Annotated in this window: 21 protein-coding genes; 5 read left to right on the forward strand and 16 right to left on the reverse strand. The window is 37.7% G+C overall.

Features of this window, described 5'->3' with window-relative positions; translation table 11 throughout:
• Positions 1-50 precede the first annotated feature (50 nt).
• On the reverse strand, positions 51-356 hold the full coding sequence (locus tag GHD00_RS09180) for a post-transcriptional regulator (protein WP_163537864.1): 306 nt from the start codon (positions 354-356) through the stop codon (positions 51-53).
• 181 nt (positions 357-537) lie between these two features.
• On the opposite strand from GHD00_RS09180, the gene spoVB reads away from it, so the two are divergent.
• Positions 538-2,076 carry a stage V sporulation protein B gene (spoVB, locus tag GHD00_RS09185; RefSeq protein WP_163537865.1) on the forward strand — a complete coding sequence of 513 codons (1,539 nt, stop codon included), beginning with the start codon at positions 538-540 and terminating at the stop codon, positions 2,074-2,076.
• 31 nt (positions 2,077-2,107) lie between these two features.
• Here spoVB and GHD00_RS09190 read toward each other — a convergent pair whose 3' ends face one another.
• Together GHD00_RS09190 and GHD00_RS09195 are read right to left on the reverse strand one after the other, a co-directional pair.
• Positions 2,108-2,782, reverse strand: a complete 675-nt coding sequence (locus GHD00_RS09190; RefSeq protein ID WP_205600734.1) for a DUF421 domain-containing protein — start codon at positions 2,780-2,782, stop codon at positions 2,108-2,110.
• Between the two features lie 61 nt (positions 2,783-2,843).
• A complete protein-coding gene (locus tag GHD00_RS09195; RefSeq protein WP_163537866.1) occupies positions 2,844-4,145 on the reverse strand; it encodes an ArsB/NhaD family transporter in 1,302 nt (433 codons plus the stop codon).
• Between the two features lie 324 nt (positions 4,146-4,469).
• Here GHD00_RS09195 and GHD00_RS09200 point away from each other — a divergent pair, with 324 nt between their 5' ends.
• Positions 4,470-4,853 carry a TIGR04086 family membrane protein gene (locus GHD00_RS09200; protein ID WP_163537867.1) on the forward strand — a complete coding sequence of 128 codons (384 nt, stop codon included), beginning with the start codon at positions 4,470-4,472 and terminating at the stop codon, positions 4,851-4,853.
• Between the two features lie 222 nt (positions 4,854-5,075).
• Here GHD00_RS09200 and yajC read toward each other — a convergent pair whose 3' ends face one another.
• Genes yajC through ruvA form a run of 6 tightly spaced genes read right to left on the reverse strand, consistent with a single transcriptional unit; the run spans position 5,076 to position 9,390 of the window.
• Positions 5,076-5,342, reverse strand: coding sequence for a preprotein translocase subunit YajC (gene yajC / locus GHD00_RS09205; RefSeq protein WP_163537868.1), 267 nt, complete (start codon positions 5,340-5,342; stop codon positions 5,076-5,078).
• Between the two features lie 20 nt (positions 5,343-5,362).
• Positions 5,363-6,502, reverse strand: coding sequence for a tRNA guanosine(34) transglycosylase Tgt (tgt, locus tag GHD00_RS09210; protein ID WP_163537869.1), 1,140 nt, complete (start codon positions 6,500-6,502; stop codon positions 5,363-5,365).
• A 30-nt stretch (positions 6,503-6,532) separates the two neighbouring features.
• Positions 6,533-7,561, reverse strand: coding sequence for a tRNA preQ1(34) S-adenosylmethionine ribosyltransferase-isomerase QueA (queA, locus tag GHD00_RS09215; RefSeq protein ID WP_163537870.1), 1,029 nt, complete (start codon positions 7,559-7,561; stop codon positions 6,533-6,535).
• A gap of 13 nt (positions 7,562-7,574) precedes the next feature.
• Positions 7,575-7,775 carry a DUF2905 domain-containing protein gene (locus GHD00_RS09220; protein ID WP_163537871.1) on the reverse strand — a complete coding sequence of 67 codons (201 nt, stop codon included), beginning with the start codon at positions 7,773-7,775 and terminating at the stop codon, positions 7,575-7,577.
• On the reverse strand, positions 7,772-8,773 hold the full coding sequence (ruvB, locus tag GHD00_RS09225) for a Holliday junction branch migration DNA helicase RuvB (RefSeq protein WP_163537872.1): 1,002 nt from the start codon (positions 8,771-8,773) through the stop codon (positions 7,772-7,774). The genes GHD00_RS09220 and ruvB overlap by 4 nt, the downstream gene beginning before the upstream one ends.
• Before the next feature lie 17 nt (positions 8,774-8,790).
• Entirely contained in the window at positions 8,791-9,390 is a 600-nt protein-coding gene (ruvA, locus tag GHD00_RS09230) for a Holliday junction branch migration protein RuvA (RefSeq protein WP_163537873.1), read from the reverse strand.
• Between the two features lie 173 nt (positions 9,391-9,563).
• Here ruvA and GHD00_RS09235 point away from each other — a divergent pair, with 173 nt between their 5' ends.
• A complete protein-coding gene (locus GHD00_RS09235) occupies positions 9,564-10,733 on the forward strand; it encodes an MFS transporter (RefSeq protein WP_163537874.1) in 1,170 nt (389 codons plus the stop codon).
• A 5-nt stretch (positions 10,734-10,738) separates the two neighbouring features.
• Here the strand turns inward: GHD00_RS09235 and GHD00_RS09240 are convergent, their stop codons facing one another.
• From GHD00_RS09240 to nadB, 6 genes are all read right to left on the reverse strand, one after another.
• A complete protein-coding gene (locus GHD00_RS09240) occupies positions 10,739-11,278 on the reverse strand; it encodes a BofC C-terminal domain-containing protein (protein ID WP_163537875.1) in 540 nt (179 codons plus the stop codon).
• A 138-nt stretch (positions 11,279-11,416) separates the two neighbouring features.
• Positions 11,417-12,166 (reverse strand): YebC/PmpR family DNA-binding transcriptional regulator, encoded by a 750-nt coding sequence (locus GHD00_RS09245; RefSeq protein WP_163537876.1) that lies wholly within the window; start codon positions 12,164-12,166, stop codon positions 11,417-11,419.
• Positions 12,167-12,316: 150 nt separating this feature from the next.
• Positions 12,317-13,471, reverse strand: coding sequence for a LysM peptidoglycan-binding domain-containing protein (locus GHD00_RS09250; protein ID WP_163537877.1), 1,155 nt, complete (start codon positions 13,469-13,471; stop codon positions 12,317-12,319).
• A 197-nt stretch (positions 13,472-13,668) separates the two neighbouring features.
• On the reverse strand, positions 13,669-14,772 hold the full coding sequence (gene nadA, locus GHD00_RS09255; protein WP_163537878.1) for a quinolinate synthase NadA: 1,104 nt from the start codon (positions 14,770-14,772) through the stop codon (positions 13,669-13,671).
• A gap of 183 nt (positions 14,773-14,955) precedes the next feature.
• Positions 14,956-15,789 carry a carboxylating nicotinate-nucleotide diphosphorylase gene (nadC, locus tag GHD00_RS09260; RefSeq protein WP_163537879.1) on the reverse strand — a complete coding sequence of 278 codons (834 nt, stop codon included), beginning with the start codon at positions 15,787-15,789 and terminating at the stop codon, positions 14,956-14,958.
• Positions 15,790-15,800: 11 nt separating this feature from the next.
• Complete coding sequence (gene nadB / locus GHD00_RS09265) at positions 15,801-17,366, reverse strand: L-aspartate oxidase (RefSeq protein WP_163537880.1); 1,566 nt, start codon at positions 17,364-17,366, stop codon at positions 15,801-15,803.
• Positions 17,367-17,459: 93 nt separating this feature from the next.
• On the opposite strand from nadB, the gene GHD00_RS09270 reads away from it, so the two are divergent.
• Positions 17,460-18,608 (forward strand): IscS subfamily cysteine desulfurase, encoded by a 1,149-nt coding sequence (locus GHD00_RS09270; protein ID WP_163537881.1) that lies wholly within the window; start codon positions 17,460-17,462, stop codon positions 18,606-18,608.
• Positions 18,601-19,131 (forward strand): transcription repressor NadR, encoded by a 531-nt coding sequence (locus GHD00_RS09275; RefSeq protein WP_163537882.1) that lies wholly within the window; start codon positions 18,601-18,603, stop codon positions 19,129-19,131. Before GHD00_RS09270 ends, GHD00_RS09275 begins: the two co-directional genes overlap by 8 nt.
• Before the next feature lie 324 nt (positions 19,132-19,455).
• On the opposite strand, the gene pheA is transcribed toward GHD00_RS09275, so the two are convergent.
• Positions 19,456-20,337: a prephenate dehydratase gene (gene pheA / locus GHD00_RS09280; protein ID WP_163537883.1), complete on the reverse strand. Its 882-nt coding sequence runs from the start codon at positions 20,335-20,337 to the stop codon at positions 19,456-19,458.
• Positions 20,338-20,344 lie beyond the last annotated feature (7 nt).

The raw sequence follows: 20,344 nt of genomic DNA on the forward strand, positions 1-20,344 counted from the left end.
ACTACAAAAAATGATAAATATTCAATCAACAGCTTTTGCTTTATTCATCATCACTTTTTTTGAGAATTTTCTTCCATTCCAAATAAAGCATCAATGGACTCTTGTAAATTATCATCCTGCCAGGATTGTTGAGCTAAATAACTAATATAGATATTAGGATGCAAGTGGAATATGTCCTGAACCACCTCATGGAGCCTTTTTTCTGGATTACCTTTCCATACCTTGTCCACTATACAATTCCACACATCATCTACAGTAGCCTTTGAATAGTCTAGAAGCTGCAATTCTTCTACTTTACTTTCCAAGATGCCTGCCACTTCTTGCTTCCACTTAGAAACAGGTTTACAAACGCTCACCACACACACTCCCTCATTATCGTCGTTTTACAATGTAATGAATCCTAGTCCTAACGCATTTATCCTTCTCATTTTTTTTAATATCCGATAATAGCCAAAAAATTGTCATGCTCGTCCGAACACCAAGCATATACTTCATTGTATATGAAAATTTTCCATTTGAGAAGGCGGGTCGAGAAAAGTGACCAAACAAAATTTCTTAAAAGGTACTATCATTCTCATTATAGCAGGTATGATCACTAGGTTTCTTGGGTTTATTAATCGAATAGTGGTGGCAAGGTTAATGGGAGAGGAAGGAATTGGACTATACAATATGGCTTTGCCCACTCTGTTCTTAATGTACACCATCTCTCAAATTGGACTACCTATTGCTATCGCAAAAAGAGTAGCAGAAGCAGATGCTAAAAATGATCATAAAAAAATAAAGCAAATACTTGTCATTTCCTTGACAGTAACCATTAGTCTTAGCATTATCTCTTCTGTTCTCATGTTTCTACTGATACCATTCATATCCAACCACCTTTTAACAGACCAGCGTGTCTATTATCCTTTAATGGCAATTATCCCTATTATTCCGATTAGTGCTGTCTCAGCGGTCATTAGAGGATATTTTCAAGGTCGGCAAAACATGAAACCGCAAAGTTATGCCCAAGTAATAGAGCAAATCGTCCGCATTCTATTTATACTACTATTAGTGAGCTGGCTAGTACCTTATGGTATAGAATACGCTGCAGCTGGTGCAATGGTTGCGGTCATCATAGGAGAAGCTGTTTCACTGTTATTTATGCTTCATATGTTCCAAATAAAGAAGAGAATAAAGCTCAGAAGTCAATTCTTTCATTACATTCAATCAGGCAAAAAAACACTGCACCAGCTCTTCTCTATCGCTATCCCAAGTACCGCAAGCCGGTTGGTAAGTTCGATCTCCAATTTTTTAGAACCAATACTAGTTTCACAAAGTTTAGCCATAGCCGGTGTGCAAACAGCGGTTGCTACTAAACAATACGGAGCCTTAACAGGGTATGCATTACCGTTGCTTTTTCTTCCAACTTTTATTACCCATTCCTTAGCAGTCGCATTGGTACCTAATATAAGCGAAGCAGAAGCGAACAATCATAAAAAATTAATTCATTATCGTATTCATCAAGCGATTCGGTTATCTTTCGCTTCTGGAGCTATTGCAACGGTGATATTAAGCTTGTTTGCTGATTCTATATTGACAGCCATGTATGGGACAAACAATGCAAGTCTCTTCTTGAAATTAATGGCACCATGTTTCTTATTTATGTATATCCAATTTCCGCTAAATGCTACACTTCAGGCACTTGACCTTGCCAAACAAGCGATGTGGAATAATATTATTGCGACGATGATTAAATTTACTATTTTAATTAGTTTAACCACCAATCCGCAAATAGGTATATATGGTGCAGCTATTGCCATGTGTGTTGGTGTCATGATCGGAACAATTTTTCACTTAGTCACGCTATACCGTAGAGTAAGATTTTACATTCCGTTTCTAATGGTTTTTAAAATGATTACGCTTATAGGCTTTACTTATTGGGCAGGTATCTTACTTATCAAGATTTTCTCTTTCAGCGAAGGGCAAATGTATTCTTTCATCTTAATTTTGGTTATCCTTCTTATTTGCTATATGATTTTCCTATTCTCCTTACGATTTATAAGTAAAGAAGAATTACAACAGCTAAAAAGAAAATAAAGTAACACGTTATCTCGCTTGAGATAACGTGTTACTTTTCATTTTTTCTATCAATATACCACTGATTATTGACATCAATCGAACAAAAGGAAATGTCTTCCACTCTTGGGAACCCTCTATTGTCTAATTCATGACGCAGCCAATCTTCGTCATGCTCAATAGATTTCAAGGCGTTTGGTTGTATTTTCCCATCAACTATTAAAGGCAAGACAAGCCCCTTAATCTGATCATTATGCGGCATATTTTGTTCCTTATTTTCAATGATCGATAATTTCCCAGAAGGCTCCAAAATCGCATACGACACATCGTTAATGCTTTCTGTGCCATTTTCACGAAGTTGTTGTAATAAGTCATCAAAGTTAAAGCGATTTTTTTTCATTTCGTATTCATCAATTTTCCCTTGGGAAATAATAATGGAAGGCTTCCCTTCAAACCAAGTACGAAACCAAGCACTTTTTAAAGATAACCATGCGGTGAAACGTTGAATCAATAGGAGAACTACCATGGGGATCACCCCATAAGCAAAAAACAATTCCGTATCTTCAATGGTAAGTACAGCAATTTCTGCAATCATAATATACACAACAATGTCTAACAGGCTGAGTTCACCAATTTCTCTTTTTCCCATCATTCGAAATATTAGTACTACGATGACATAGGAAAAAAGTGTCCGAACAACTAATAATAGTGCTTCTTCTAAAGACACTTGCTTCACTTCCTCTAGTTAGAAACTAGAAGTAGTTTTTCCTTCATTTTAGAAACTATGCTTAAAAAGGCTGTTGAAATGGCAATAAGTATCGAAAGTAAACATAAATAGTGGAAATAATTAAAGAAAGAATGACTATTGGAATCCCGTATTTCATAAATTTGAGAAAGGGGATTCGTTTATTTTGTGACTCAGCTAAACCTGCTACTACTACATTAGCAGAAGCTCCAATTAATGTGCCATTTCCTCCTAAACATGCTCCTAAAGCAAGCGACCACCATAACGGATCAAGATTTGCCATCCCGTATGCTTCAAACTCCTTTATTACTGGAATCATAGCAGCTACAAATGGAATATTGTCCACAATACCCGAAAATAAACCTGATGTCCATAAAAGCAATAAGGAAGTTGAGGTAATGTCTCCTTCCGTTACCCACATGATGGTTCGAGCTAATTCATCAATCACCCCTACTTCTTCTAGTCCACCTACAAGCATAAATAAGCCAATGAAGAAAAACAATGTCACCCATTCCACTTGTTGAAAAATCGTCTCCGTTTCAACCTCTTTTTCACTTATCATTAATAAAAGGATAGCACCGCATAATGCGATAATCGTTAGATCAACATGAAAAACAGGATGCAATAAAAAACCAACTATCGTTAAGGTTAAAATCGATAAAGATTGATATAATAATGGAGATTTCTTTAAATAACTTTCTTCCTCCATTTCCATCAATCGATGGATGTTTTTCTTATCCACTTTTCTTAACTGTTTTTTAAATAAGACCACCAATAATGATATCGTCATGATAAACAAAAAAATGGCTACCGGAGCTGTATGCTGCACAAAGGAAACAAACGTTAAATGCGGTACAGCTTGACCAATCATTATATTAGGTGGATCTCCAATAAGGGTAGCCGTCCCGCCAATATTTGCTGCCAATATAATCGTTAATAAATAAGGAAAGCTTGGAAGTTTCAAGATATTAGTTAAGGTTAAGATTACAGGAACAAATAATAACACAGTTGTGACATTATCCAGAAGTGCTGACCCAATAGCTGTTAAGATAGCGATACCCACCAGCAATGGAACGGGCTTCCCTTTCACTGTTTTGGCTAACCATATCGCCACATAAGTAAATACCCCTGTCTTCTTTGTAATCGCAACAAGAACCATCATAGCAAACAATAAGGCTACGGTATTCCAATCGATATATGATTGCACGGCATCTTCCCATTGGTAGACTCCAGTTAACAAAAGTAAAATTCCACCCGATAAAGCCACTAGTGCTCGATTTATTTTTTCAGTCATGATAAATATATAACTTACTAAAAATACTGCAATCGCAATTGTAACAGCCATTCTTTGCTCCCCTTCCCTGTATAAATGAGCAGTATAGAAATCACTATTTAACACGGTGGACAATCGTTCGTAAGCCCCAAAATGAAAGAAGGATAAGTGGTGGGGTAACGGACGCTAGCACCCTGATAAGTATCGCTAACTCATCAAGAAGGGGATGAAGCCCCCACTGATGGAAGTCTCTCTTTATGTCTTTCACGCAAAATATGACAAGCTTAATATCATTTATATTCGCAAGTGTCCAAACTATTCAAAAAGGAAAGCGTCTTATTTTTTAGGGACGTGCATACATAAATATAGAGAAGGGTTTTAAGAGGAGGGAATAGAATGAAAACAATAGTTGGAGTACTATTTGGATGGATTGGTATTCTGATCGTTATGTTTGTTGCTAGTATTGTTTTAGGATTGCTGCTTCGTTTTACATCTCTTGCTGATTTCACACTTCAGTGGGCCACGTTACTTATTAGTTTTTTAGCATTATTTACAGGTGGATTTATTGCAGGAATAAAAGCGAAGCATAAAGGAATGTTAGTGGGCGGATTGACAAGTCTATTATTCACTTTCTTCGTGTTTTGTTACCAATACCTTGGATTAGGTGCTACATTTACTATTGTAGAAATCGTCCATCACACTGCTTTTCTATTATTAGCAATAATTGGTGCCATCATCGGAGTGAATATGTCTGATAGTCAAGAAAAGGAGAGCTACTAATTTAAAGAAAACTCGGCGATTTCCGAGCCTTTAGGCGATAGCAAAGCCGTAGTTGCACTTATCTATCTTCCTAATCGTGGTCTCTACGTCGAATTCACTTCATCTGTAACAAGATATAAAGTGAAACTCAATCAGTGGGGTTTTACGGGACGGTTATTCACCGTGAAAATTCTTAATAAGGTAAAAAAGCCATGACAGCTATAGTACTGCCATGGCTTCTAATTAGCTTTGTTCGACAACTTCTCTTACTGCTGAACGGTCATATGTAAGTTTTGACCCATCATTCGCAAGTAATACAATTTCATTTTCATCTAATGCATGTACTGTAGCATGCAAACCACCAATTGTGATGACCTTGTCCCCTTTTTTTAAATCTGATTGCATTTGACGGACCTGCTTTTGCTTTTTCTGTTGAGGTCTAATAAGCAAAAAGTAAAAAATCACGACCATCAAGATCAATGGTGCAAAAGTCGCTAATGCTCCCTCCATCAAAACTCCCCCTTTCTTACTTAAAAGTTTTTGGCATTCGGTTGGTTAAAACCATATTGTTCAAAGAATGCTTCTTTAAAATCACCAAGTCTGTCTTGCTTAATTGCTTCGCGGACTTGCTCCATTAATTTTAACAGAAAATATAGATTATGATAAGTAGTAAGCCTAAAACCGAATGTTTCATTACATTTAACCAAATGTCTTAAATATGCTCTGGAATAATTTTTACAAACATGGCAATCGCAATTAGGATCAAGTGGCGAAAAGTCACGGGCAAATTTTGCATTACGTACTACTAATCTCCCTTGTGAAGTCATGCATGTCCCATTTCTTGCAATTCTTGTAGGCAATACACAATCAAACATATCTATTCCTCGAATGGCTCCATCTATTAAAGAATCTGGTGAGCCCACTCCCATCAAATAACGGGGCTTATCTTCTGGTAGTACTGGTGCTGTGAATTCTAAAACACGATTCATCACATCTTTAGGCTCCCCAACAGACAGTCCGCCAATGGCATAACCAGGGAAATCTAACGAAATCAAATCTTTAGCACTTTGACGACGCAAGTCTTCATACTCTCCGCCTTGCACAATACCAAATAAACCTTGGTCATCTGGACGTTGGTGTGCTTCGAGGCAACGTTCTGCCCACCTGCTCGTTCTCTCAACTGATTTTTTCATATAATCGTACTCTGCTGGATATGGCGGACATTCATCAAATGCCATCATAATATCTGCACCAAGATCATTTTGAATATGCATCGCTTTTTCTGGAGATAAGAATAGCTTTTCTCCACTTAAATGGTTTCGAAAATGAACCCCTTCTTCCACAATATTGCGCAAATCACTAAGACTAAATACTTGAAAACCACCTGAATCTGTTAATATAGAACCGTTCCAGTTCATGAAAGAATGTAAGCCGCCAGCTTCCTTTACAATGTCTGATCCCGGACGAAGCCAGAGGTGATAAGTATTGGATAATATCATATTTGCACCCATCTCTTGTAATTCTTCCGGACTCATCGTTTTAACTGTCGCTAATGTTCCGACAGGCATAAAAGCTGGGGTATCAAAAGATCCATGCGGTGTGTGAACTTTTCCCAGTCTTGCACCTGTTTGCTTACAGGTTTTAATATGTTCGTAGGTTATAGCTGTCATTTTTGCAACCCTTTCATTTAAGCTTTTCTGTTATAGGATAAGCATAGCGTCCCCAAAACTAAAGAAACGATATCGTTCCTCTACCGCTTGTTGATAAGCTTCTAAAATAAAATCTCGATCAGCTAACGCACTTACCAGCATAATCAACGTCGATTTCGGCAAATGAAAATTTGTTATTAATCCATCAATTGCACGGAACTGATATGATGGATAAATAAAGATATCCGTCCAGCCATTACGAGCCTCAAATGCACCATTAGTATCTCTCGCTATCGTCTCCAATGTTCTAGTTGAGGTAGTACCAACTGATATAATCCGTCCGCCTTGTTGTTTTACTTTATTTAATCGATTTGCTGTCTCTTCTGTCATCTGGTAAAACTCTGCATGCATTTCATGCTCTGTAATATCTTCCACGTTAACCGGACGAAATGTACCTAATCCAACATGTAATGTAATAAAGGCAATTTCAATTCCTTTATCCTTTATTTGGTCAAGTAACTCTTCCGTAAAATGCAACCCTGCTGTAGGAGCTGCAGCTGACCCTTTTTCTTTGGCATAGACAGTTTGATAACGGTCTTTTTCATCTAATTGCTCTTTAATATATGGAGGAAGTGGCATTTCGCCTAATTGATCCAATACTTCATAAAAAATACCATCATATTCAAAACGAAGAATTCTTCCGCCATGTTCTTTCATTTCTATACAAGTGGCCGTGAGCATTCCTTCACCAAAGTATATTTTGGTGCCTGGTTTAATCTTTTTAGCTGGCTTTACTAATACTTCCCAATCATCCTCTTGCAGTTGCGATAATAACAAAACTTCTACTTTAGCACCAGTTTCAGCCTTAACACCATATAACCTTGCTGGTAATACTTTGGTATCATTTAAAACAAGACAGTCTCCCTTTCTTAAATAATCCAAAACATCATAAAAATGACGATGTGTAATCGTTCGTTCTGCTCGGTTTAGCACCATTAACCGTGAACTTGCTCGTTCCTTTAAAGGTGTTTGGGCAATCAGCTCTTCTGGTAATTCAAAGTCAAAATCCTCAATTTGCATGATGTTACTCCTTCTATTTAAAGCGTCCGATAATATAAAATATAAGCGTTAAAACAATGCTAACAATAATGGATGTCATAATAGGGAAATGAAAGGACACATTGCCTTTTTTAAAGCTAATATCACCTGGCAATTTTCCTATAAACCCCCACAATAAACCGATGATAATACAAACAACCCCTATTACAATAAAGATTTTCCCTACATCCGTCAAGTGTGAGGCACCTCCCGGTTAAAATGGGTATAAGCTTTAGGTGTAATTAACCTTCCCCTCGGCGTCCGTTGGATAAAGCCTTGCTGTAACAAGAATGGCTCATATACATCTTCGATTGTTTGTGATTCTTCGCCAATGGAAGCCGCAATGGTATCCAAACCAACAGGTCCTCCTTGAAAATGGTCCATCATAGCTAGCAGTAATTTATGATCAATATGGTCTAACCCTTCTTGATCGACTTGCAACATGTGTAAAGCTTTTTGGGTTGTTTCCATCGAAATAGAATATTCTCCTTTTACTTGTGAGATATCTCTTACCCTTTTTAACAAACGATTTGCAATTCTAGGAGTACCACGTGAGCGTCGAGCTACTTCTACTGCAGCCGTCTGCTCAATTTCTACTGCAAAAATATCTGCCGTTCTTTCCACTATGGATTGCAGATCTTCCACTTCATAAAATTCCAGGCGACTTAACACACCAAATCGATCACGCAATGGAGCAGATAACAAACCAGCTCGGGTTGTTGCCCCGACTAAAGTAAAAGGAGGTAAATCTAACTGGACAGATCGCGCACTAGGTCCTGATCCTATCACAATATCTAAACAAAAATCTTCCATTGCCGGATATAATATTTCCTCTACTGCTCTAGGTAGTCTGTGAATCTCATCTATAAATAATACATCCCCTACTTCCAATGAGGATAAAATGGCTGCAAGATCGCCTGACCGTTCAATAGCAGGACCTGAGGTTGATTTAAATTGTACTGCCATTTCATTAGCTATAATTTGGGCCATGGTCGTCTTCCCCAATCCTGGCGGCCCATAAAGTAAGACATGATCCAATGGTTCATTTCTCATTTTGGCAGCTTCTATAAAAATAGATAGGTTTTCCTTGGCCTTATGCTGGCCTATATATTGTTTTAACAGCTTTGGGCGTAAGCTTAATTCTTCAGACATATCCCCTTCTTGGACCTCACCTGAAATAATTCGATCTTCCATTTATGAACTCCTTTCCTTTATTTCATCAATAATGCCAACCCTTTTCTTATGTATACATCCGTTTCATCTAGATGTTCTGCGCTGAGTTGTGGTTTAATCTGGTTTACTTCTTTATTTGAATACCCTAATGCTTTCAGAGCTTCTATTGCTTCAAGTAAGGCTGTACTCTCTTCTTCCGCATCTCCCTGATTTTCTTGTGAAGTCAATAAATCTTGAGAAGCCGAAAGCTTTCCTTTTAAATCCAATATCATTTGCCTAGCTGTTTTTTTTCCTACCCCTGGAAAGCTAGTAAGAAATTTTTCATTTTCTTGTTCTATGGCTACAACAAAATCTTGAACAGTTGTCGTAGCTAATACGGCAAGAGCCCCCTTTGGCCCTATACCAGAAACATTTAATATGTTAGCAAATAAATCTTTTTCATCTGTATTTTGGAATCCATACAACATTTGTGTATCCTCACGTACATAATGATATGTAAAGACTTTATCTTCTTGTCCAATATGTGACTGAAATCGATATGGATTTGGACAAATGATTTCATATCCAACACCGTTTGCTTCTAATATAACCGATTGGTCTGTTATATCTGCAACAATCCCCTTAATATATGCAATCATATCATGAACTCCCTTTTCTTCACCAATATATCTAGCTAATCAATCATATGTTCGTATTTATCATAGCTTATTATGTAGAGCAATTCAAGTCGATGCAAAAGCAAATTAGATGATAGCGATAAACATAATGTGATACATTAATATAATCAACCAATCATAAAGGATGGATATGCATGTCTAGGAAACAACAAATTCGATTTTTGAAAGCGTTAACTATGTTGAACGCAAGTAATAAAGGACTTATTCTACCTTTTTTCCCTCTATTTTTATATTACCGAGGGTTTTCTTCCTTTGAAATCGGACTCATTTTAGGTATTGCACCAATGGTTAGCATTGTAGCTCAACCATTTTTTGGATTTATTAGTGATAAATATAAAACGATAAAAGGATTGTTGATTCTATTATATTTTTGTGTGATCGCCGTCAGTTTCAGCATCTTTTTTGTTGGAGACTTTTTCATTGTTTTCTGCTCCTTTATTCTATTTCATTTTGTCATGTCACCAACTATGCCATTGTTAGACAGTATGGCCATTAAAAGTTTAGGTAAGAGAAACCGTGGTCAATACGGAAAAATAAGGTTATGGGGCTCTGTTGGCTTTGCTACCACTGCTATTATCTCTGGGCCAATTTTAGACTGGGTTGGTATTAGCAGGATTTATCTCTTATTTTGGATCCTTATCCTTCTCTTTATTTCTTTAGCGTTATTTTTAAAAGATGATAACCATAGCGCTGATCCAGTTACATTAAATGGATTAAAAACCATTATTCAAAATAAACCTTTTATGCTGTTTTTATCTTTATGCTTTCTTGTCATGGTACCACATCGAATGAATGATACGATGCTAGTGTTGCATTTGGAAGGTTTAGGTGCTACAACGTTTCTGGTAGGCTTGGCATGGGCTCTAGCCGCCTTTAGTGAAGTTCCTGTCTTTTACTTTTTAACAGCAAAAATTATGCAATTTAATCATTTATTTTTGTTAGGCTGTGTTGCTTTTTTTTATACGATTCGTTGGATGCTATATGGGTTTATTGAATCCGCTGAATGGATTGTGTTTCTGCAAATATCACAAAGCATTACATTTGGCTTATTCTGGTTAGTAGCTCTTCAAACAGCGGTCCATTTTATACCTAATCATTTAAGAAGTACTGGACAAGCGATTTTAACCTCTACTTGCTTTGGTTTAGGAGGGGCTGCAGGAGGCAGTATTGGGGGTTCCATATTAGAAAACTATGGATCAGATATCATGTACCATATGATGGCAATTGTCACTTTTGTAGCCATGATAGGAATTTTTCTTAAATATAAAAAAAGCAAAGATCTAGAAATAGTTGAACGATCATAAATCGTTCAACTATTTACTGCTTCTGTATTTTGATAAGATCGAAACGTTTCTAACACTTGTTGATAATTTTCTTTCGTCTTTATTTTAATGCCATCTTTTAGATTTTCATATAAATGACTTTCTAGTTCTTCTGTGTCGATATGATAAAATGATTGAATTACCGTCTCATTTATTGGCACACCCTCAAAAATTGTAAGTACACCATCTTTTATACCGAAATAACCGTAAGTTTTCATAAATGGAGAGATATCGTCCATTTCTTTTCGAAAACGAATATGTCCTTCCTTTTGCTCCATTACTTCCCAGCCCTCATATGTGGACCAAAAATCAGGCATAGACGAAATAGTTTCGGTCACCGTTTCTTTCTCTATTTTACCATCCATATACGATTTTTCTAAGGTTACCTTCATTTCTAATGGTTCCTGTGCCATAACGGTCATATTTTCTTCTTCAGCTTGGTCGTCTGACTCGGTAACAGAAGTAAAGGTCATAATACCTACTAAACATAAAACTAAAACATGTAATAGTAACCACACTTTACCCATATCGACCCTCCTTTGGTTGGCTATTATTAGAATGTCCAATTGTAGGAATTTTAACCAACAAAAAAAGCACTTTTTCGGTCATTTCACTACCAAAAAAGTACTCCTCATATAATATAGCCTTATACGATTATCGTTTACTTATAATTGCGCCATAATGGATTCATCTGCTTCTAAATTATGATAGACTTCTTGAACGTCCTCCATATCCTCTAACATGTGAACGAGCTTGACCAACTTGTTAGCATCCGGTTCATCCACTTGTGATGGAGTCTGTGGAATCATGGTAATTTCAGCCGTATCGAAAACAAATCCACTTTCTTCAAGCTGGGTTTTCACAGATTGAAATTCTTCTGGATCCGTATAAATTTCATAGGCACCTTCCAATGTCTCCATTTCATCTGCTCCAGCTTCAATGGATTCAAGCATGACTGTATCCTCATCTGCATCTGTTTGATTCTGGTCAATGACTAAATAACCTCTACGGTCAAACATGAATGCTACACATCCATTTTCCCCTAAATTACCGCCATTTTTACTAAAGGCGTGACGTAATTCAGAAGCAGTACGGTTTTTATTATCGGTTAATACCTCTACCATTACTGCCGTACCACCTGGGCCATAGCCTTCATACGTTAATTCTTCGAAGTTAGCTCCATCTAAATCACCTGTTGCTTTCTTGATAGCACGATCAATATTATCATTTGGCATATTATCTGATTTGGCTTTTTCTACCGCTAAGCGAAGGCTTGGGTTCATCTCTGGATCACCGCCGCCTTGCTTTGCTGCAATATAAATATCTTTTGCATGCTTCATGAAAATTTTACCACGTTTTGCATCTTGTGCATTTTTTCTTCGCTGTATATTTTTCCACTTTGAATGTCCTGCCATTTCTTTCACCTCTTCATCTATCTTACAATCCATTAGAATGAAATTTTTATTCTATTCATTACTTTATCACAGAAAGAAGATATTGAAAATATATCGCTTTCGTAAATGGCAATAAAGAAAAAGCGATTCGATAAGAACCGCTTTTTTCTGTTAGCCTTCTCTGTGTCCGCATCCACAATCTTTTTTAGGCTTTGCATATGGAGTATAAGGCTGTTGCTGTGGATACATTTGTTGTTGCTGCGGATGCATTTGTTGCTGTTGTTGCGGATACATTTGCTGCTGATAAGGAGAGTATGGTACTCCTTGCTGCCCCATCATTGGATGTTGATTCATCGGCTGGTATGGCATTTGCTGTGGTTGGTGGGACATTTGGTAAGGATTAACATACTGTGGCTGCATTTGCTGCGGATTCTGTTGTCCATAAGGAGTACCCATTTGCTGCATTCCTGGATACATAGGTTGAGAATGTGGTGTCGATGGTTGTGACATCCAATTTTGATCATCCATTTGCTTTTTGCTTTGTTTATCTTTAGGCATTGAAGACGGAGGCGTTTGAGATGGCCCCATAGCTTGCGGTTGATAAGATGGTCCCATGTGCCCGTAACCATAAGGAATCCCTTCTGTTGAATAACATGGTGCTTGCTGCATTGGCATTTGACCATGCTGCGGTAATTGACTTGGACCATGCTGGTGAGGCATATACTGCGGACATGGTGTTGGCTGCTGTGGCATTTGTTGCGGCATCTGTTGCGGCATCTGTTGCGGCATCTGTTGCGGCATCTGTTGTTGCGGTGCCATTTGTGTTGGCTGCTGTTGCGGCTTTTGTTGCTGTGGCATTTGTTGTGCACCTTCCAACTTATCAAAATCATCCATAGGCATCATAGGTTGCAACTTATTTTCTTTATCTTGAAACGGTGGCCATTTTTTGTCTTTTTCGGAAAAATCCCACTTTTGACCTGGCTTACCTTGTGGCTTTTTATCTAATGGCTGCTTCTTAAATTGAAATGGTAATGACGGCATTTCCTTTTTTAATGGCTCCCATTTTTTATCATCGTCTTCTGTAATTTGTGGTTGTACTGGAGTTTGATCACTTGGTTTCTGTTCTTTCTTATCTTTTTTATCTTTCTTATCACCACTCGGCTTCGGAGAATGGCCTGATGAAGGGATGGTAATTTTCATACCTGGCATTAACATATCTGGATCTGAAATCTGTCCGTTAGCCGCTATCAAATCTTGCAGATCTACATTATACTTTTGTGATATCGTCCACAGTGTTTCTCCTGACTGTACAATATGAATTTTCAAAGTACTTACTCCTTTCTTCCTATAAGTATCTTGTGATAACCAACATCGTTCAAGATCATCTTCCTTACCAACATATGCAACTTGCCTAAAATGTTGATTAAAAAAATAGGTGTTTGACATTTAATGTGATTCTTATACCTTTCTAAAGTAAAAAAGGTACCCTCTTCATTGAAAAGGTACCTTCTTTACTAATTACTTTATGAACGATTGAGCATTCGATCTAATGCTAACTTAGCTTCTTTAGCTACATTTTGATCCACTTTAATTTGGTTATGAATTTCTCCTTCTCGAATTCCTTCAAGAGACCATAATAAATGGGGCAAATCAATGCGATTCATCGTTAAACATGGGCACATATAAGGATTTAAGGACACAATATGTTTATCATCATGTTGGTCTATGATCCGATTCACTAAATTCATCTCTGTCCCAATAGCCCATGCACTTCTGCTTGGCGCTTGATTAATGGTATCAATAATATATTTCGTAGATCCAGCATAATCGGACTGTTCCACCACTTCTCTTTTACATTCTGGGTGAACAATGATATTCATTTCCGGGTATTGCTGTCGAATATAAGAAATATTGTTTTCGGTGAAATTTTCATGTACGGAACAATGTCCTTTCCATAAAATAACACGCAACTTATCAAGGTCCCCCTCATATTCAAGTTTTCTATGAATAGGGTCCCAAACTGCCATTTGTTCTAATGGAATGCCTAGGTCCACCGCCGTATTCCTTCCTAAATGTTGATCAGGTAAAAACAGCAATCGCTGTTTTTGATCCAATGCCCATTTTACCATCTTTTTTGCATTAGATGATGTAACGGTGGCTCCTCCGTTTCTTCCTACAAACGCCTTAATATCAGCAGTAGAATTAACATAAGTTAAAGGAAGAATCGTATCTCCTAACATATCGGTTAGTATCTCCCAAGCTTCTTCTGTCTGCTTTTTATCCGCCATGTCTGCCATGGAACAGCCTGCTCGCATGTCAGGTAATACTACTTGCTGATGTTCACTGCTTAATATATCAGCAGTTTCTGCCATAAAATGAACCCCGCAAAAGACAATATAGGATGCATGTTGTTTGGCTGAAATTCGCGCTAGCTGGAGCGAATCACCACTTGTGTCCGCAAATTGAATCACTTCATCCTTTTGATAATGGTGTCCTGGTATAAATAATTGTTCGCCTAACTCTTGTTTTATTTCTTGTATTCGAAGTTCCATTTCTCGATCTGTTAATTGCTTATACTTTTCAGGTAATGTCTGATGCTGTACACCTAGAAGTGCTTGAACATCCATCTTATCCTCTCCCTATGATTTAATCTTGGTTATCATTTAATTTATAAAGTGAAACTCAATCAGTTGGGGTTCTTTCTTCCCCCACCGGTTGTTAGTTGATCCAATAATGGTATTAGCGTCCGTTATCCCCCACTTAAACTGCTTTACTTGAATTTTTGAAGCAGGGGTTTTACGGACGGTTATTCACCGTGATAATCGAAAACTAATATCTAAAGATTTTGCCGAATGGGTTATAAATCCCAATGAAATAAAGTCTACTCCTGTCTCTGCATATATTTTTATTTGGTCTAATCCGATGTTACCAGAGGCTTCCGTTTTAATAGAATCAGGAATCATTGAAAGGAGAGATCTGATTTGATCTGGCTCCATATTATCAAGCATGATCACATCCACATCCGTTTTAATTGCCTCTTTCAGTTCTTCTTCTGTTTCCACCTCGACTTCAACCTTGACCATATGGCCGATCGATTTTCTAACTTGTTCCACCGCTTTCGTAATTGACCCAACTGCAGCAATATGATTTTCTTTTAACATGATCGCATCATATAAACCGTGACGATGATTAACACCACCTCCACAAGTAACCGCATATTTCTCAAGCATTCGTATGCCTGGAGTAGTTTTCCTTGTGTCACAAATTTTCACTTCTTGATTCTCTAACCTGCTAACGGCTAAATTTGTCACCGTCGCAATACCACTCATCCGTTGAACAAGATTTAACACAACGCGTTCTCCAGACAATAAAGCTTTTTTCGAGCCCGTGACTTTGGCTATGGTCTCCCCTTTTTTCACCCAATTTCCGTCCTTCTTCCACATCGTTATATCCACTTGCTGATCTAGTAAAGACAGGCCTTTTTCCAAAATCAACTGTCCAGAAAAGATCCCATCTTCTTTCGCTACAAAAATTCCCGTTGCTATTTCCGAATCAGGAAACAAGATATCATTGGTTTTATCTCCTTCCCCTAAATCTTCATGCATAAAATCTTTTAACTTTTGTTCCAATAACAATTCATTCATAGCTTCTCTCCTTAATGGTTGATTAATAATCTCTTATTGGACAGTACTTCCGTCTTGAATCGTTCGATAGGTACTCTGTGCCATTTTGTATCACTTGTTGGGAAATCAGTTCGATAATGTGCTCCTCTGCTTTCTGTTCGCTTCAAAGCAGAAGTAGTGATTAACCATGCAGTTGTCAACATATGCAGCCATTCCATATCTTCTCGTGATCCGTTTCTACTTAGGTCAGAAGCTTGAAAATCTAAATCAAATGACTCTAACCAATTACACATCTTCAAGAGCCCTTCTTCATTTCGTTCTATGCCTGCATATCGCTTCATATATTTCTTCAATAAATTTTTTTCAGGCAAATACATCTTTTTAGAATCACGTTTTTTTGGATATGCCACAGATGGAACGTGTCTGGCACTATGCGGATCACTTAGTATTCGCTTTGCAAGCCGATCAGCAAAAACTAATCCTTCTAAAAGAGAATTACTAGCTAATCGATTTGCTCCGTGAACCCCAGTACATGCTGCCTCTCCAATGGCAAATAATTGATGAATATTGGTTTCTCCATTTTCGTTTGTCTGAATCCCCCCCATAATAAAATGAGCACCAGGTGTAACGGGAATATAACCAGATCGCCAATCTATGCTCGAATTTTCACAAATTGCAGTAATCGATGGAAAAGTTTTATTAAAATCAGTAATATTGCTGATATCTAAAAAGACGTGATTTCCATTCATCTCTTCATTCGTAATAGCTCTTGCAACCACATCACGTGGGGCTAAGTCTTGAAAAGGATGAACCTTCTCCATAATAGGACGCTTATATTGATTTACTAGTTTGGCTCCTTGCCCTCTTACTGCTTCTGAGATGAGAGCATTACCATCCATACTAGATGCAAGCATAGTAGGATGAAATTGGATAAACTCCATATCCCTGATCACTGCTCCTGCTCGATAAGCGATCGAAAAGCCATCCCCTGTAACAGTTGGATCATTGGAGGACGTTTCATATAAAGCCCCACAACCTCCAGTTGCCAGTACTACTTTATCAGCAATATGCAAATGAAATTGATCGTTTTTATCTATTGTGATCACACCATAACACGTGTCTTCTTTCACCAAACATTCGACTACCATTTGATGTGAGATAACGTTAATTTTATCCAGAACTTTTTGCTGGTAATGCAACATCAAAAATTTACCGGTCTGATCACCGCCAGCATGAATAATCCTTTTATTCTGATGGGCACCTTCCATTCCAAGACAAAGCCTTCCTTTTTCATCTCGATCTGCTGGAAACCCTGATTGCAACAATTCTTGTACCCCTTCTATCCCTTCTTTCGTTAACATTTCTACCATATATGTGTCATTATAATCATTGCCAGCATGTATTGTATCTTGATAATGATATTGCCAATCGTCATCATCAGATATCGCAGCTGCAATACCACCTTGAGCACGCTTAGAATTCGTATCATGTATCGATTCTTTCGTGATAATGGTGACGTCTGCTTGTTGATATAATCTATCGGCTAGAGCAAATGCTGCTAACCCTGCACCAATGATCAATACTTTTGGCTGTACCAATTTATCACCACACTTTACAGTTGTCTTTACAGATATATTTACATATAATGAACCATATGGCAAGTATTTTTTTTAGAAAGGACAGGGGATAATATGTTGTATTTTGATTATGCCGCCACTACACCAATGTCTACAAATGCATTAAATATATATACGGAAGTAGCTGCCAACTATTTTGGAAATCCAAGCAGCTTACATGATATTGGAGGAGAAGCAAAACAGGTATTAGAGCAGTCAAGAAAAAAAATAGCAGAATGTTTACAAACAGATGCTTCTTGCATCACTTTTACCAGCGGCGGGACAGAAAGTAATCTATTGGCAATCGATACCTTACTTCGTGCTTCTAAGCCAATGCCTAAAAAACACCTTATTACGACAGAAATGGAGCATAGCTCGATCTATCACTATATGAAATCACTTAACCAAAAGGAAGATATAGAAGTAACCTTTCTTAGAGGAAATGGAGAAGGGGTCATAGACATCAACACACTTAAAAAAGCTATAAAACCAAATACGTGTATCGTGTCGATTCAACACGTCAATGGGGAAACTGGTATTATGCAGCCGGTTGCAGAAATCGGCCAACTCTTACAAGAGAAAAACATATATTTTCATAGCGATGCTGTTCAATCTTTTGGTAAAATAAACATGAAGCTGGATCAGCTGCCAGTTGATTGTATGACCTTTTCGAGTCATAAAATTTATGGCCCTAAAGGGGTAGGGGCATTGTATATAAATTCCCATGTACCAACAACCCCTCATCCGGTTACAACAAATCATGAGTCTGGGATGAGACCAGGTACAGTGAATGTACCGGGAATTGCTGCCTTTGCAGCTGCTGTGACAGAAGTAATAGAAAAGTTATCGTCTAACTATTCACATCTTACGAATATCAAGAACCTATTTATTAGAAGATTAGCGGAAGAAAATATACCACTTGAACCGCTTGAATTTAATCATCAATGTCCTAGTATTGTCGGCTGTACGAACAATTATATACAAGGGGATTATGTGATGCTTGAATACAATCGATTTGGGGTCGGGATATCGACAGGCAGTGCCTGTACACTTGGTCATCATGAAATACCAAGATCTATTTCCGTTTTACGCCCAAATGATGGGAAACGATTCGTTAGATTTTCTTTTAGTCATTTAACAACAGAAGAAGACATCCATCAATTAATCGATATCTCTAAGCAAATTTTTCAAAGAATAAAGGAGGGGCAAGCCATTCATGGGTAAAAAGCTTTCAGGAAGCGATCGAAGAAAAGCGATTGTAAAGTGGTTAACACAGAGCGATGAACCAATGACAGGGACGAATATTGCGCAAAAGGCGAATGTGAGCAGACAAGTCATCGTCCAAGATATCTCTCTATTAAAAGCACAGAACCACCCTATTATCGCTACAAGTAATGGCTATTTATATATACAGCAAAAACAAGAGAAAAAACCTTTTTATAAGGTGATTGCTTGTCAACATAAAGCAGAAGAAACAAGAGAAGAATTATACTTGATAGTGGACCATGGTGTCACTGTGAAAAATGTAAGTATTGAGCACCCCATTTATGGTGATTTAGAAGCATCGGTAATGGTGAGTAATCGAGCAGAAGTAGATCAATTTGTACAAAAAATTGAGGATAAAAAAGCTCCTTATTTGCTAGAGCTTACGGACGGTATTCATAATCATACTATTATAGCAGATGAAGAATGGAAACTAGAACAAGCAGAGCAAGCATTACATGACAGGGGATTTATTGTGCAATAATATTTACCTCTCTTTTTGTAAAGAAAACTCGTCGGTTGACGAGCCTTTGGCGAAGTTAGAGACGTAGTTGCCCTTTCATTAGCGGAGGAAATATACGCAGACTCCTGCGGGAACAGCGACAGTGTGAAGACCCCGCAGTGAGTGCTTTTTGCTCACGAGGAGGCTGAACCGTCGCCCCGCGGAAAGCGAAGTATATTTCCGGAGCGGTATTCTGAGCACCCTTCTTAAAGGACAAAAGCAAAACATTTCAAAGTTATGTTGCAGTTTATGCCTTTTGTGCATTATTTTTATGCTTTCTGTTATTAAAAAAGTAACGCTTGCGGATTAAACCGCAAGCGTTACACCATTTCCACTATGCAAATAATACGGATAGCTGCCTAAAACCTCTACTTTACAACCTAAAGATTCCATTTCCGCAATCGCATTAGGGATTAATACATCATCCATTTTTTGTTCTATATCAATAAGGAAATAGTAATTGCCTAATCCTGTTTTCATTGGACGCGACTCAATTTTAGATAAATTCAAGTTTCGCCATGCAAATGCGGATAGTACTTGGTGAAGGGCACCTGGGCGATCCGAAGGCAAAGAAACCGTGACCGTCGTTTTATGTCCTTTTTCCTCTAGTTTATTCGATGTTAAAAAGGCATCTTGCTTATGCAGCACCACAAACCTTGTATGGTTATTGTCAAAATCATGGATATCTTTTTGCACAATAGACAATCCATATTCTTTAGCTGCTAAGTGATTTGCTATCGCTGCAATGTTCTTATCTGGATTTTGACTTATATATTCTGCCGCTGCTCCCGTTGAGGTCATTGATTGTGTATCAACACCAGAAAAGTTTTGCCGTAAATAGGAATGACATTGTGCAATGGCATGGGAATGGGAATAAATGGTTTCAACATTAGACCACTGATCCACATTGTCTGCATGAACCATCAGGTGTTGTCTAATTGGGACAATCACCTCACTCACAATTTTGACATCATTCGAATCAATTAAATAGTCTAATGTAATATTTACAGTTCCTTCAATTGCGTTTTCTAATGGCAATACAGCATACTTTACCTCTTTGTTGACAACTGCATCAATGCATTCTGGAATAGTTTTATAGCTCTTTTTTACATCTCCATTGAACATAGAATCTACTGCTATTTTTGTAAAAGTACCCTTTGGTCCTAAAAACCCGATAGCTCCTGTCATAAATTGC

The sequence above is a fragment of the Gracilibacillus sp. YIM 98692 genome, assembly GCF_010993965.1.
GTDB lineage: Bacteria > Bacillota > Bacilli > Bacillales > Amphibacillaceae > Gracilibacillus.